Annotated in this window: 14 protein-coding genes; 6 read left to right on the plus strand and 8 right to left on the minus strand. The window is 70.3% G+C overall.

Features of this window, described 5'->3' with window-relative positions; all coding sequences use genetic code 11:
* Positions 1 to 15: 15 nt before the first annotated feature.
* Both FHX82_RS06165 and FHX82_RS06170 read left to right on the plus strand, forming a co-directional pair.
* On the plus strand, positions 16 to 612 hold the full coding sequence (locus FHX82_RS06165; protein ID WP_145934680.1) for a TetR/AcrR family transcriptional regulator: 597 nt from the start codon (positions 16 to 18) through the stop codon (positions 610 to 612).
* Positions 605 to 1423, plus strand: a complete 819-nt coding sequence (locus tag FHX82_RS06170; protein WP_145934681.1) for an amidohydrolase family protein — start codon at positions 605 to 607, stop codon at positions 1421 to 1423. Before FHX82_RS06165 ends, FHX82_RS06170 begins: the two co-directional genes overlap by 8 nt.
* Positions 1424 to 1449: 26 nt before the next feature.
* Here FHX82_RS06170 and FHX82_RS06175 read toward each other — a convergent pair whose 3' ends face one another.
* The 7 genes from FHX82_RS06175 to FHX82_RS06205 form a co-directional block, all read right to left on the minus strand.
* A complete protein-coding gene (locus FHX82_RS06175) occupies positions 1450 to 2520 on the minus strand; it encodes an NAD(P)-binding domain-containing protein (protein WP_145934682.1) in 1071 nt (356 codons plus the stop codon).
* Between the two features lie 574 nt (positions 2521 to 3094).
* Entirely contained in the window at positions 3095 to 3769 is a 675-nt protein-coding gene (locus FHX82_RS06180) for an SRPBCC family protein (protein WP_145934683.1), read from the minus strand.
* Between the two features lie 93 nt (positions 3770 to 3862).
* Positions 3863 to 4717 carry an FAD binding domain-containing protein gene (locus FHX82_RS06185; RefSeq protein ID WP_145934684.1) on the minus strand — a complete coding sequence of 285 codons (855 nt, stop codon included), beginning with the start codon at positions 4715 to 4717 and terminating at the stop codon, positions 3863 to 3865.
* Positions 4714 to 7152: a xanthine dehydrogenase family protein molybdopterin-binding subunit gene (locus FHX82_RS06190; protein ID WP_145934685.1), complete on the minus strand. Its 2439-nt coding sequence runs from the start codon at positions 7150 to 7152 to the stop codon at positions 4714 to 4716. Before FHX82_RS06190 ends, FHX82_RS06185 begins: the two co-directional genes overlap by 4 nt.
* A 1-nt stretch (position 7153) precedes the next feature.
* Complete coding sequence (locus FHX82_RS06195) at positions 7154 to 7672, minus strand: (2Fe-2S)-binding protein (RefSeq protein ID WP_145934686.1); 519 nt, start codon at positions 7670 to 7672, stop codon at positions 7154 to 7156.
* A 205-nt stretch (positions 7673 to 7877) separates the two neighbouring features.
* Positions 7878 to 8990, minus strand: a complete 1113-nt coding sequence (locus FHX82_RS06200) for an XdhC family protein (RefSeq protein ID WP_145934687.1) — start codon at positions 8988 to 8990, stop codon at positions 7878 to 7880.
* Positions 8983 to 10086 carry a vWA domain-containing protein gene (locus FHX82_RS06205; RefSeq protein ID WP_145934688.1) on the minus strand — a complete coding sequence of 368 codons (1104 nt, stop codon included), beginning with the start codon at positions 10084 to 10086 and terminating at the stop codon, positions 8983 to 8985. The genes FHX82_RS06200 and FHX82_RS06205 overlap by 8 nt, the downstream gene beginning before the upstream one ends.
* A gap of 81 nt (positions 10087 to 10167) precedes the next feature.
* Between FHX82_RS06205 and FHX82_RS06210 the strand changes: the two genes are divergently transcribed.
* Genes FHX82_RS06210 through FHX82_RS06225 form a run of 4 tightly spaced genes read left to right on the plus strand, consistent with a single transcriptional unit; the run spans position 10168 to position 13273 of the window.
* Positions 10168 to 10608 carry a hypothetical protein gene (locus tag FHX82_RS06210; protein ID WP_145934689.1) on the plus strand — a complete coding sequence of 147 codons (441 nt, stop codon included), beginning with the start codon at positions 10168 to 10170 and terminating at the stop codon, positions 10606 to 10608.
* 4 nt (positions 10609 to 10612) lie between these two features.
* A complete protein-coding gene (locus tag FHX82_RS06215) occupies positions 10613 to 11224 on the plus strand; it encodes a DUF3558 domain-containing protein (RefSeq protein WP_183176497.1) in 612 nt (203 codons plus the stop codon).
* A 13-nt stretch (positions 11225 to 11237) separates the two neighbouring features.
* A complete protein-coding gene (locus tag FHX82_RS06220; protein WP_183176498.1) occupies positions 11238 to 12524 on the plus strand; it encodes a PPE domain-containing protein in 1287 nt (428 codons plus the stop codon).
* A 2-nt stretch (positions 12525 to 12526) separates the two neighbouring features.
* Positions 12527 to 13273 carry an ESX secretion-associated protein EspG gene (locus FHX82_RS06225; RefSeq protein ID WP_145934692.1) on the plus strand — a complete coding sequence of 249 codons (747 nt, stop codon included), beginning with the start codon at positions 12527 to 12529 and terminating at the stop codon, positions 13271 to 13273.
* A gap of 208 nt (positions 13274 to 13481) precedes the next feature.
* On the opposite strand, the gene FHX82_RS06230 is transcribed toward FHX82_RS06225, so the two are convergent.
* Complete coding sequence (locus tag FHX82_RS06230) at positions 13482 to 14345, minus strand: AAA family ATPase (protein ID WP_145934693.1); 864 nt, start codon at positions 14343 to 14345, stop codon at positions 13482 to 13484.
* Positions 14346 to 14355: the final 10 nt, after the last annotated feature.

Below are 14355 nucleotides of genomic sequence, written 5' to 3' on the forward strand. Positions count from 1 at the left end.
GCTAGTCTCCAATACATGGGGAGGCCGCCGAGGCACGGTGAGGACGAGCTGCTGGACGCGGCCGTTCGCCTGTTCGCCGAGGGCGGCGCCCGGGCGGTCACGATGGCGGCCGTCGCCAGGGAGGCCGGAGCGCCGAGCGGTTCGGTGTACCACCGCTTCGCCGACCGGTCGTCCCTGCTGGCCGCGTTGTGGCTGCGCACGGTTCAGCGCTTCCACTCCGGCTACCTGCCCGTTCTCGCCGAGGAGCCTCCGATCGAGGCTGCCATACGTTCAACGTCCTACGTCATACGTTGGTCGCGCGATCACCTGGAAGAGACGCAGGTGCTCTACGCGGGCAAGCGGGCCTTCGGCGAGGCGGAGTGGTCGGCCGAACATCACGCCGCCGCGAAGGAGACCGACCAGAACCTGGAGCACGCGTGGCGCGGACTGCTGCGCCGGCTGCGGCCCGCGACCGGGCAGCGCACCGACGAGCTGCTGCTCGTGCTCGTCGACCTGCCGTACGGCGCGCTGCGGCGGTACCTGGAACAGGGGCAGGCGCCGCCGGCGCGCACGATCGACCTGGTCGCACGGGCGGCCAGGACCCTGCTGAGCGGAGGGGAAGCAGATGGCTGAGGAGATCATCGACGTCTGGATGCAGCAGCCGAACCAGCGGTTCCTCGACCAGCGGTGGCTGGAGCCGCTACTGCGCTGGACGGGGATGGAGCGCATGGTCCCGCCGGTCTCGGCGACGCTCGGCGCGATGGACCAGGCCGGGGTGCGAGTCGGTCTCGTGTCGGCCTGGCACGGGCCGCAGGGCGTGCTGATCTCGAACGACGAGGTGGCCGAGTTGGTCAACCGTCAACCGGACCGCTTCGCCGGGGTCGCGACGGTCGACCTCACCGACCCCGTGCGTGCGGTGCGGGAGATCCGGCGGTGCGTGCGGGACCTCGGGTTCGTGGGCGTGCGGGTCGTGCCGTGGCTGTGGAACCTGCCGCCGAACGACCGGCGCTACTACCCGGTGTACGTGGCGTGCGTGGAGGAGGACGTGCCGTTCTGCACGCAGATCGGGCACACCGGGCCGCTGTGCCCGTCCGAGCCGGGGCGGCCGATCCCGTACCTGGACGAGGTGCTGCTGGACTTCCCGCAGTTGGTCGTCGTCGGCGGGCACGTCGGGTACCCGTGGCTGGCGGAGGTGCTTTCGCTGGCGCGGAAGTACCCGAACTTCTACGTCGACACGTCCGCGTACGCCGTGCACCGGCTGCCGCCGGAGCTGGTGGAGTTCATGCGCAAGGAGGGGCGGACGCGGGTGCTGTTCGGCAGCAACTACCCGATGCTCACGCCCGCCCAGTGCCTCAAGCGGCTCGACGAACTGCAGCTCGGCGCGGAGGCGCGGGAGCTGTTCCTGGCGGGCAACGCCCGGCGCGTGTTCTCGTTACCGCTCTAGCGCCAGCCCCTCGCCCACCACCGCCCTCAACGGAGACGCTTCGCGCCACTGTCCAGCACCTTCCTGACCTCGTTGACCGCGGCCCGGCCGGCACGGTTGGCCCCGATCGTGCTCGCCGAGGGCCCGTAGCCGACGAGCTGCAGCCGCGGCTCGGCGACGACGCGCGTGCCGTCCATGCGGATGCCGCCCCCGGGCGCCCGCAGGTGCAGCGGCGCCAGGTGGTCGAGGGCGGCGCGGAAACCGGTCGCCCACAGGATCACGTCGGCGTGCTGCTCGGTGCCGTCCGCCCACACCACGCCGTGCTCGGTGAGGTGCGAGAACATCGGTTTGCGGTCGAGGATCCCGGCTTCGATGCCCCGCTTCACCTCAGGCGTCAACGCCAGCCCGGTGACGCTCACCACGGACTCCGGCGGCAGCCCCTCCCGCACCCGCCGGTCGACCTTCGCGACGGACTCGCGCCCGTGCTCGGGCGTGAAGTCGGAGTCGAACCACTCCGGCTCACGTCGCGTGACCCACGTCGTCCCGCTCGCGACCTCGGCGATCTCCAGCAGCAACTGCACCCCGGACGCACCCCCGCCCACGACGACGACGTGCTGCCCGCGGAACTCCTCGGCACTCTGGAAGTCGGCGGTGTGCAACTGGCGCCCGCCGAAGGTCTCCTGGCCCGGATAGTGTGGCCAGAACGGCCGGTCCCAGGTGCCGGTCGCGTTGATCACCGCACGGGCAGCCCACGCGTCGGTCGCACTCTCGACGAGCAGCCGCTCCCCTTCGTCCCGCACGGACAACACGTCGACCGGACGCAGCACCGGCAGGTCGAAGGTCCGCTCGTAGCGGGCGAAGTACTCGGACACCACGTCGGACGCGGGCCTGTTCCGGTCGGCGGGGCCGAGTGCCATGCCGGGGAGGTCGTGGATGGCGTGGGCCTTCCCCAGGCGGAGGGAGGGCCACCGGTACTGCCAGGCCCCACCGGCCCGCTTGCCGTGATCGAGGACCACGAAGCCGGTGAGGTTCCGGAACCCCGTGCGGCGCAGGTGGTACGCGGCGGACAACCCGGCTTGCCCGGCTCCGATCACCACCACGTCGGTTTCGTTGCGCACAATGGGTGAACAACGGGGAGGCCGGAGGACTTCCCGCGCCGTGAGGCGCTTTGAACGGACCCCGAGAGTTGGGTGATCATCCCGTCGCCTGATTCAGGACGATCACTTTGAGCCAGGCCCGCAACCCTCGTGCTCGCGTGAGCCGACATGCCAAGCTTGCGGGCCTGGCTCAAAGTGATATGCACAAACCGCAGGCGACGGGATGATCACCCAACTCGACCACCCACCCCAAGGTGAGATCCCTTTGGGCCCCCATCATCCTGGAGCCTGCCCGCCGGCGAGGCATTCTTTTTCTCTCTGGACCCAGCGTGGTCACCCGCTGTGGGCCGGGCGCGGGCGCCCTCCAATGCCCGGCCACCCCCGCCCCATCCCCTGATCGTTTAACGGTTGGCTCACCGCGTCAAGGGCGCCTTCGGCGTCGCTGCGCGATCGCTGCGCGACCCTTGACCCGGCGAGCCAACCGCTAAGGCAGCTGGGGATCGGGGACGGGGGAGGCCTGGGCGTGTGCCGGGCGGCTTTCGTCGGCGGGTGACCACGGCGAAGTGGGGGACGGGCTTTCATGGGCCCGCTGTGACTAGCGGCGGCGGATTGTTCTGATGATCGCCACGATGGTCACCAGGGCTGCGACCGCCGCCAGTGCCGGGCCCAGGCGCTTCAGCACGGAGTTGCCTGCCAGGTCGAACAGGTCGATGGCCTCCGTCTCCTTCGGCTCCGACGGCTTCACCGCCTCCAGCTTCGGCTTCTGCTCGGGCTGCTGCGCCGCCGGTGCCGGGGTCGCCGCCTCGGCCACAGGCTCCGGTTCGTCAGCCACCGTCAGCTTGTCCGCCAGGTTGCCCGCGAACTGGTCCAGGATCTTGCCACCGACCTCGGAGATCATCCCGCGACCGAACTGCGCGGGGCGGCCCGTCACGTTGAGGTCCGTCGACACCGTCCCCTTGGTGCCACCGCCCTCTTCCGTCAACGTCACGGTGACCGTCGCCGCCGCGGTGCCTGCTCCTCGGGAGTCCTTGCCGGACGCCTTGATGACGATTTTGCGCGCCGTCTCGTCCTTCTCCAGGAACTCACCGGAACCCTTGTACAGCAAGGAGATGGGCCCCAGCTTGACCTTGACCGTGCCGGTGAACGTGTCACCTTCGACCTTCGTCAGGGTCGCGCCGGGCATGCACGGGGCGACGCTCTCCGGATCGGTGACCGCCTGCCAGACCTGTGCGGGCGGCGCCGGAACGGTGAACTCGTGGTCAAGCCGCACGGCCTGACCTCCCTTCCTCGTCGTAGGGCAGGTACCGGAGAAGGCACCCGAACGGCACTTTACGCCGCCCGGGCGCCCTCCCGGACGCTCCTGTCACCTCGCGACAGCCGCGGAGACCGCCCTACCCGTCAGTACCCGGGCCAGTTCCTGGCGGTACTCCACATCCGCGTTGCCGTCCACCGTCGGGTTCGTGCCCTCGGCCGCGTGCGCGGCAGCCGCCCGGATGTTCTCCGCCGTCGCCGCCTGGCCGACCAGCGCCTGCTCCACCGCGGTGGCCCGGACCGGCGTGGCACCCATGTTGGTCAACGCGATCCGCGCCTCGGCGATCGTCTCGCCCTCCGTGCGGACGGTCGCCGCCACGGCCACCATCGACCAAGCCTGCGCGACGCGGTTGAACTTCTCGTAGTGCGCCCGCCAGCCGGTGTACTTGGGCACCCGCACCTCGACCAGGAGCTCGTCCGGCGCCAGCGACGTGGTGAAGAAGTCCTGGAAGAACTCCGCCGCGGGCACCGTCCGGCGGCCACCGGTCCCGGCGATCACCATCTCCGCGTCCAGCGCCAGCGCGGGGGCCAGCAGGTCCCCCGCCGGATCGGCGTGCGCGAGCGCGCCGCCGAACGTGCCGCGGTGGCGCACCTGCGGATCCGCCACCGTGTCCGTCGCCCTGGCCAGCAGCGTCGCGTGCTCGGCGACCAGGTGGTCGCGCTGCACGTCGTAGTGCGTGGTCATGGCACCGATCACCAGCGCGTCGCCCTCGTCGCGGACGCCGCGCAGCTCCGCGACCTTGCCCAGGTCGATGATCGTCGACGGCGCGGCGAGGCGCAGCCGCAGCACAGGCAGCAGGCTCTGCCCGCCCGCCAGCACCTTGGCATCCTCACCGGCGTCCGCCAGCGCCCGCACCGCCTCGTCCACTGTGGACGGAGCAACGTAGTCGAAGGCAGCGGGGATCACTGCGCACCTCCCGAAGCGTCGATCGAACCGAGCCCGCCGCCGGCCTCACTGCCGAGGCCACCGGCGTCCTTCCTGCCGCGGTGGATCGCGGCCCACACCCGCAGCGGCGAGCACGGCATCTCGATGTCGTTCACACCCAGGTGCCGCACCGCGTCGACCACCGCGTTCACCACCGCCGGGGTCGACGCGATCGTGCCCGCCTCGCCGACGCCCTTGACGCCCAGCGGGTTCGTCGTCGACGGCGTCTCCGTGCGGTCCGTCGTGAACGAGGGCAGGTCCGCCGCCGACGGCAGCAGGTAGTCGGCGAACGTGCCCGTGGTCAGCGTGCCGCTCTCGTCGAACACGGCCTCCTCGAACAGCGCCTGCGCGATGCCCTGCGCGAGCCCCCCGTGGATCTGGCCCTCGACGATCAGCGGGTTCACCACCGCGCCGACGTCGTCCACGCACACGTACTTCCGCAACGTCACGCGCCCGGTCTCGGTGTCGACCTCGGCCGCGCACAGGTGCGTGCCGTGCGGGAACGAGAAGTTCTCCGGGTCGAACACCGCTTCGGAGTCCAGCGTCGGCTCGATGCCGTCCGGCAGGTTGTGCGCCGCGAAGGTCGCGAAGCAGATGTCCTGGATCGTCGTGGACTTGTCCGTGCCGCGGACGGTGAACTTGCCCTGCGCGAACTCCAGGTCGTCGGGCGAGCACTCCATCAGGTGCGCGGCGATCGTGCGGGCCTTCGCCACGACCTTCTCCGCGGCCTTGACCACGGCGATCCCGCCCACCGCGAGCGAGCGCGAACCGTAGGTGTCCATGCCCTTGTGCGACGACTGCGTGTCACCGTGGATGACTTCGACGTCCTCGAACGGCACGCCCAGCTGGTCGGCCACGATCTGGCTCCACGCCGTCTCGTGTCCCTGGCCGTGCGCGGACGCGCCCGTGACCACCTCGACCTTGCCGGTCGGCAACATCCGCACTGCCGCGTGCTCCCAGCCGCCCGCGCCGTAGTCGAGCGAGCCGAGCACACGCGACGGCGCCAGACCGCACATCTCGGTGAACGTCGAGATGCCGATGCCCAGCTGCACGGGATCCTTGCGCTCACGCCGTTCCCGCTGCTCCCGCCGCAGGCCCTCGTAGTCGAACAGCTGCATGGCCTTCTCGGTGGCGGCCTCGTAGTTGCCCGAGTCGTAGGTCAGCGTGGAAACCGTGGTGTACGGGAACTCCTCGTGCTTGATCCAGTTCTTCTCGCGCAGCTCCATCGGGTCCACGCCGAGCTCGGCGGCGAGCTCGTCCATGATCCGTTCGATGCCGAACGTCGCCTCCGGACGGCCCGCGCCGCGGTAGGCGTCGGTGAGCGTGGTGTTCGTGAACACGTTGGTGCACGCGAAGTGGTACGCGGGGATCTTGTAGATCGCGTTGAACATGAACGCGCCGAGGATCGGCACGCCGGGGCCCACCAGCCCCAGGTACGCGCCCATGTCGGCGAGCAGCTCGACTTTCAGGCCCGTCACCGTGCCGTCGCGGTTCGCCGAGATCGTGATGTCCTGGATCTGGTCGCGGCCGTGGTGCGCGGCGAGCATCGTCTCCGAGCGCGTCTCCGTCCACTTCACCGGCTTGCCGAGCTTCTGCGCGAGCAGCAGGCACATCGTTTCTTCCGGCAGCACGGCGATCTTGCCGCCGAAGCCGCCGCCGACGTCCGGCGCGATCACGCGCAGCTTGTGCTCGGGGATGCCCAGCGTCAGCGCGGCCATCGTCTTGAGGATGTGCGGCACCTGCGTGGCCGACCACATCACGATCTGCGCACCCGTCGGGTCCACCACGCACGAGCGCGGCTCCATGAACGCCGGGATCAGCCGCTGCTGGCGGAACCGGCGCTTGACCACCACCTCGGCGTTCGCGATCGCTTCTTCGACATTTCCGCCCGAACCCGCTTCGCCGCTGTCGAACACCCACAGCGCGTTGCGGTTGGTGCCCAGCTCGGGGTGCACGAGCGGCGCGTCCTCGGCGAGCGCGTTCTCGAGACCGAGGACGACGGGCAACTCCTCGTAGTCCACGTCGATCGCTTCGAGCGCATCCTGCGCCTCCGCCTTGCTGCGCGCGACGACGACGGCCACGCCTTCACCGGCGAAGTTGACCCGGTCGGCGGCGAGCACGGGCCGTCGCGGGCTCTTCATGTCCGGTGTGATCGGCCACGCGCACGGCATGCCGATCGTGCCTTCGGGGTCGAGGTCGGCGGCGGTGTAGACGGCGACGACCCCGGGCTTGGTCTTCGCCTCCGCCGTGTCGATGCCGTTGATCTTCGCGTGGGCGAAGGGGCTGCGCAGGACCGCGACGTGCAACAGCCCGGGCAGCGTCATGTTGTCGGTCCAGCGCGTGCGGCCGGTGATCAGGCGCGCGTCCTCCTTGCGGGTGCGGGCCTTGCCGACCTCGGGCTCGATCGTCGAGGTCACGTCACTCGCCCCCGATCGCGCTCGTCTCGCGCAGCTGCTCGGCTTCGGGTCCGGCGCCCGGGCTCATGTGGCGCGCGGCGTCCCGCACGGCGCGGACGATGTTCTGGTAACCCGTGCAGCGGCACAGGTTGCCCTCCAGCCCTTCGCGCACGGCCTTCTCGTCCGGGTCCGGGTTGTCGGCGAGCAGGTCGATCGACTGCATGATCATCCCGGGCGTGCAGAACCCGCACTGCAGCGCGTGGTTGTCGTGGAACGCCTGCTGCACCGGGTGGAGCTGTCCGTCGCGCACCAGCCCCTCGACGGTGGTGATCTCGCAGCCGTCGGCCTGCACCGCGAGCACCGAGCAGGACTTCACGCTCTGGCCGTTCAGGTGGACGGTGCAGGCGCCGCAGTTGCTGGTGTCGCAGCCGATGACCGTGCCGACCTTGCCGAGCGTCTCCCTCAGGTAGTGCACGAGCAGGGTCCGGGGTTCGACCTCGTCGGAGTACTGGGTTCCGTCGACGGTGACGGTGATACGCATGTGAGGCCCTCCAGTGGTGGGAGCTGGGTGATCGGCTTCACACGGGAGCCTGCTACTTCCGTCGCGACGGGACAAGTCCCAGGTGGGTGACTCCTTCCGGCCGGTTCCGCAGCTGCGTTGCGGGCACTGGGTTTTCTCCGCTCCTGCGGAGATCCACAGTGCACGGAATGACAACTTTCTGATTTTCGATCACCGATGTGTGGAACTAACCGTGGATGCGGCCGGACAGCTGCGCGAGCCGCTGACCGCCGCCGCCCCACCGCATCGCGATGATCTCCGCCGCGATCGAGACAGCGGTTTCCTCGGGCGTCCGGGCGCCGAGGTCGAGCCCGATCGGCGACGACAGGCGCGCGAGGTCCTCGTCCGTCATCCCGGCCTCCCGCAGCCGCTCGATGCGGTCTTCGTGCGTGCGGCGCGAACCCATCGCGCCCACGTAACCGACGTCGAGCCGCAGCGCGACCTCCAGCAGCGGCACGTCGAACTTCGGGTCGTGGGTCAGCACGGTGATCACCGTGCGCCGGTCGATGCGGCCCGCCTCGGCCTCGGCCTTGAGGTAGCGGTGCGGCCAGTCGACAACCACCTCGTCGGCGCTGGGGAAGCGGCTCGCGGTGGCGAACACCGGCCGCGCGTCGCACACCGTGACCTGGAACCCGAGGTAGGCACCCATCCGGGCCATCGCGGCGGCGAAGTCGATCGCGCCGAACACCAGCATCCGCGGCGGCGGCTCGAACGAGTTCACGAACACCGACATGCCCTCGCCGCGACGCTCGCCCTCCAGGCCGTAGTGCAGGGTGCCGGTGCGGCCGGTGGCGAGCAGGCCGCGCGCGTCGTCCACCACGGCGTCGTCGACGCGGGCCGTGCCGAGCGTGCCCTTCGTCCGGTCCGGCCACACGATCATGCGCCTGCCGACGCGATCGGGGTCGTCGTGCTCGATGACCGTGACCACCGCGACCGGCTGTCCTTTGTGGACGGAGTCGACGACGTCCTGCAGCTCCGGCATCGTCTCCCTGTCGACGCGCTCGACGTAGATGTCGATGATCCCGCCGCAGGTCAGGCCCACCGCGAAGGCGTCGTCGTCACTCACGCCGTAGCGCTGCAGGACGGGCTTGCGCTCGGCGACGACCTCCTGCGCCAGCTCGTAGACCGCGCCCTCGACGCAGCCGCCGGACACGCTGCCGACGACCTCGCCGTCCTCGCCGACCAGCATCGCGGCACCCGGCGCGCGAGGGGCGCTGGAGAACGTGGAGACCACGGTGCCCAGCCCGACCGCCTCACCCTCGGCCCAGCGCTTGTAGAGCTCGTCAAGTACGTCATGCATCGCGTATCTCCACCAGCAGTCGTTCCAGGGTGGCCAGGCTGTGGCCGGCCAGCAGGCGATCGAGGTGCGGGAGCGCGGCCGCGATGCCCGACTGGATCGGAGCGTAACCGTCGCGTCCCGCATGGGGGTTCACCCACAACACAGCGTGCGCCAACCTCCGCATCCTGGCCAGCTGCTCACCGAGCAGGCTCGGATCGCCGCGCTCCCATCCGTCGGAGAACACAACGACGACGGCACGCCTCGCGATTCCCCGCTGGCCCCAGCGATCCAGGAAAACGCGGAGCGTTTCGCCGAGGCGCGTGCCGCCCGCGAAGTCCGGCACCGCCGCACCCGCGCCGAGCATCGCGCGTTCCGGGTCGCGTTGACGCAGCTGGCGGGACACGCGTGTCAGGCGCGTGCCGAGCGTGAACACCTCCGTGCTGGCGGGCGCGCTCCGCACGACGACGTGCGCGAAGCGGAGCAGCGAGTCGGCGTAGGGGGACATGGAACCGGAGACGTCGAGCAGGAACACGACGCGGCGGGGGCGGGTGGCCTTGGCGCGATGGGCGAGCCGGACGATCTCGCCCTGTTCGAGCATGCCGCGCAGGGTCCGGCCGGGATCGAGGGCACCCTTCCTGGCGGGACGGCGGCGGAGGGAGCGTTTCAGCGGGGGCACGGGCTTGAGCACGGCGAGGAGTTCCCGCAGGTGACGGCGTTCCGCGGCGGTCAGCTCGGCGAGGTCCCGCTGGCGCAGCAGCTCGGTGTCGGTGGCGGCGACGCGCAGCTCGTCGGCCTGCTCCTCGGCCTCGCCTTCACCGGGTTCGCCGCTCATGGCGGCCATCCGGGCTCTTTTCTCCTTGGCGACCGTCACGGGCCTGGGTCCGGGTGGTTCGGCGGCGAACCACTGGGCGAAGGCGTCGTCGTAGCGGGGCAGGTCGTCGGGGTCGGCGCACAATGTCACCCGTCCGGCCCAGTAGAGCTGGTTGACGTCGGCGAGGTCGACCCGCTCAACGGCGTCCAGGTACGCCTGCACGCGCTGCGGACCGGCGGGCACGCCGGCCTCCCGCAACGCGGCGGCGAACCCGACCAGTGCGGGCAGCGGGTCGGTGGCGGTCATCGTTCCATTGTGCTCCGGGAACGGGAACCGTCCGCTAGGCTCGTGCGTCAGACGGTCACCGTGTGGTACGGGGAGGCAGCTGTGATCGAGGCGGACGGCGGAGGCTTCTGGGCGGAGGCCCTGAACGGGGAGCCCAGCCAGGACTCCTACACCGTCTGGGGCTCGGACGGCATGATCGGCGCGGCGGTGGCCGAAGCCGGCGGTTCGGGCCGCTTCGAGTTCCCCAGCGTCGAGGAGATGAACGCCGTGCTGGGCCTGTGGAAGGACCGGCAGGCGAGTATCAGGACGAAAAAGGGGAAGATCGAAAGCGCTCTGGAGAGTCTGACTCAACTCGCCGATGACCCCGAGAGCCAGGGATACCTGTCCCAATCCCGCGAATCGCTGAACCTGCTGAAGAACCAGCACGACTCGATGCTGACGTACATCGAGAACTACATAAGCAAGCTGACCGATGCGACGAACGCGAAACACGGCAACGAGGAATCGAACGAAGCCGTGTTCAAGAGCCATTCGGAGAACTGACGACGTGAGGAAGCGCAAGCACGTACTCGGGTTCGCCGGGCTCTGCACGGCGGCGGTGCTGTGTGTCAGTTGCTCCCAGACGACGACCGGGGCCCCCTCGGCGACCACCGACAGCACGGCAAAGGGATCGAGCGCACCGAAGGTGCCACAGGAGCTCGACCCGAGCTCCTACCTCGGTAAGCCCTGTTCGATCGTGCCCCAGCAGACCATGTCACAGCTCGGCTTCCCGGATCCGGGCGTTCCGAACACCACCAGTCAGACAGCGATCACCGGTGGCCCGGCCTGTGACTGGTACATGCCGGACTCGTCGAAGAGCATCCACGTGGGTATCCAGCGATCCAGCAGCGGCAACGACAACGGTGGGATAGCGAAGATCCTGAGCCTGAATGGCAGTCTTTTCTCATTCGCCGAACTCACCGACGTCTCCGGCTATCCGGCCGCATACGCCGACACGCAGGACGACCGGCCGAAAGGCGCCTGCACCCTCTGGGTGGGCATTCAGGACGACCTCACTTTCTCGGTCGCGACCGATCGCTATTCCGGCGCCCAGGATTCGTGCGATACCGCCAAGCAGATCGCTGCCTCGGTGATCACCACACTCCAGGGGGGTTCCTGAGATGGGAGCGGGGATGAACGGAACACAGGTCTACGACAACTTCACCAGCGGCAGCTCCCAGTCGCTGCAGGCGGCGGCCCAGGCGGTGCAGCAGCTGGCCGCCGAGTATGAGCAGGAAGCCGAGGCCATCCGGAGCCTCCAGACGCGCATGAACGCGGCCTGGACCGGCAGCTCCGGTGATGCCGCGTACGCCGGCGCCAACCCGCTCGCCCAGGCGTTCCAGGACTCCCACGCCCCCCTCGAACTCACCAACGCGTCGATGAGCGTGCAGTCCGACCAGTTCGAGAACGCCAGGGCCAAGGTCGTGCCCGTGCCGCCCGCGCCGGACAAGCCCAGCGGCTGGTCGACGGTCCTCAAGTCCGCCATCCCGATCGTCGGGCCGTCGCTCGCCGTCAGCGACATCAAGTCCTACCAGGAGGGCGTGGAGAAGACCAACGCCGCCAACGCCAACAACGTCCGCGTGATGGAGCAGTACAGCTCGGCGACCGGCGACACGCGCGGGAAGATCCCGATGGACTACAAGATCCTCCCCGCCGACACCGCCTCCATCGGCCTCCAGTCCGCCAGCGTGGGCAGCATCGGCTCCGGCGTCACCAGCGGCTACCGGCCCCCCTCGTCCGTCGGCAGCACCATGGGCACCGCGTCGGTCAGCTCGCCGCGGACCGGCTCGAACGGCGGCGGGCCCGTCTCCTCGTCCGGCCCCACCGGCGGCGGCAGCATCCGTCAGGTGACCCCGAAGACGCCGGGCGTGTCCGGGTCGACCTCGGGCACGGGTGGCACCGGGAGCAGCGCTTTCACCCCGGGAGGCACGAACACCACCAGCGAGCGGACCTCCCGCAACACGTCGTCCACCGGCGGCCGCTCCGGCAACAGCGCCGCCAACCGGCTCTTCAACGCGGACGACGAGAACACCTCGCGGCGCGGCGGCGGGACCACCAGCCGGGGCGGCAGCGCCGCCGAGGAACGGCTCGGTCGCGGCGGTAGTGCGGCCGAGGGCCGCGGTGGCAGTGCCGCCGAACGCCTCGCCCGCGGTGCGGCCGGCAGCAGCGGCGAAGGCCGCCTCGGCGCCGGAAAGGGCAGTGGGGCCAGCAACTTCGGCAGTGCCGCGGCCGCGGAGGAGGCCGCCGCGAGCCGGAGTGCCGCCAGGAGCGCCAACGGCACGCCGATGGGCGCCGCGGGTCAACGCGGTCGTGGCGAGGAGGACGAGGAGCACCAGCGTCCCGACTACCTGATCGAGCCCGACCCCGACTCGATCTTCGGTACCGACGTGCGCACGACCCCGCCGGTCATCGGCGAGTAGGCATGCCGGCCGTTCGCAGCGACTACCTCTCCCTCCCGCTCGACGCGCTCGCGGGCGCCGTCGAGCGGGAGCGGGCGGGCACCCTGCACGTCGTCCTGCGGCCGGAACCCCTGTGGCTTCCCGACGACGAGAAACTCGCCGCCGAGCGCCGCATGCACGAGTCCCTGCAGGAGGCCGGACTGCTCGACCAGCACGGGCGCCTCGACGTCGAGTTCCTGGACTGGCTGCCCCTGCTGACGAAGGCCAGCATCGAGTACTACGGCTGGGTCCACGACGGCGAGCGCACCTACGGGGTGCTCGCCGCGGCACGCGGGTTGCAGGGCATCGTCGCGGTGCGGGTCGACGACGGGATCGCGTTGAAGCCCGTCCCCCGCGACCACCTGGCCGAAGCACTGATCGCCGAACTGCCCGACGTGCGCCCCGGCGGCGGGCGGCCGCTGGTGATCCGGGTGGCGGAGCTGGAGGAAGCCGGCCGCGAGGACCGAATCCCCAGCTGGGACATCCGGGACCTCGTCAACGTGCTGCAGCGACCGGTCACCGGAACGGGCGAGCTGTACGTCGCCCGGCGGGATGAGCTGAACCGCTACCACCAGCTGGAGCAGCCGCTGCACTACGCCGACACCGACTGGGGCCGCTACCTGAACTACGCCATGGGCACCGGCAAGGACTCGCAGATCTACCTGGCACCAGGCCACCCCACGGCGATCATCGAGCACCTGCGAAAGCTGGAGCAGACACTGCCGAGTTGAGCGGTGCGCTTTCAGAGCGGCGGGTGCTGACCGGCAGAGGGCCGGAGGGCCCGTGCAGGTAATCGGCCGGTGGCGGCCGGCAGCTGGAACGTGCGGCAGGCGTCGCCAGCCGCGAGCAGGCTCGTAGCCGCTGACCAGCGGCAGGCGGCGCAGGCCCCAGGCAGCGGCGAACCCTGTGCCATCGGCCAGCGCAGACCGAGCAGCCGGGTCAGGCCAGGAGGGCGTCCAGCTTGGCGCGGACCCGTTCCATGTCCTCGGTGTACTTCAGCACCGCACCGAGGGTGCGGGACGCCGTGTCCACGTCCAGTTCGTCCCGGTTCAGGGCCAGCAGCGCCTGCGCCCAGTCCAGCGACTCCGCCACCCCCGGCGGCTTCAGCAGCTCCAGCTCCCGCAACCGCCGGGCGGCGACCGACACCTGGGTCGCCAGTCGCTCGCCTATGCCGGGGATCCGGCGGCGCAGGATGGCGACCTCCCGTGCCAGGTCCGGGTGCTCCAGCCAGTGGTACAGGCACCGCCGCTTGAGGGCGTCGTGCACCTCGCGCGTCCGGTTCGACGTCAGGATCACCAGCGGCGGCTGCTCGGCCCGCACCTCACCGAGCTCCGGGATCGTCACGGCGTTCTCGTCGAGCAACTGCAACAGGAATGCCTCGAACTCGTCGTCCGCGCGGTCGATCTCGTCCACCAGCAGCACGCACGGCGCGGTGGTCAGCGCCCGCAACAACGGCCGCGCCAGCAGGAACCGCTCCGTGTACAGCGACTGCTCCGCGGCCTCGATGTCGAGGCTCTCGCTGCCCGCCTCCAGCGCCCTCAGGTGCAGCAGCTGCCGCGGGAAGTCCCACTCGTACAGCGCCTGCGCGGCATCGATGCCCTCGTGGCACTGCAGGCGGATCAACGGCAGCTCCAACGACCGCGACAGCGCGACCGCCAGCGACGTCTTCCCCGTGCCGGGCTCCCCCTCGCAGAACAACGGGCGCTGCATGCGCAGGGCGAGGAACGCGGCCGTGGCGACACCGTCGTCGGCGAGGTAGCCGGCGCCTTCGAGCGTCCGCGCCAGCTCTTCTGGAGAGTTCACTGTTCCACCA

Origin of the sequence: Amycolatopsis bartoniae (genome assembly GCF_014191255.1) — a bacterium.
In the GTDB taxonomy this organism is placed as follows: domain Bacteria; phylum Actinomycetota; class Actinomycetes; order Mycobacteriales; family Pseudonocardiaceae; genus Amycolatopsis_E; species Amycolatopsis_E bartoniae.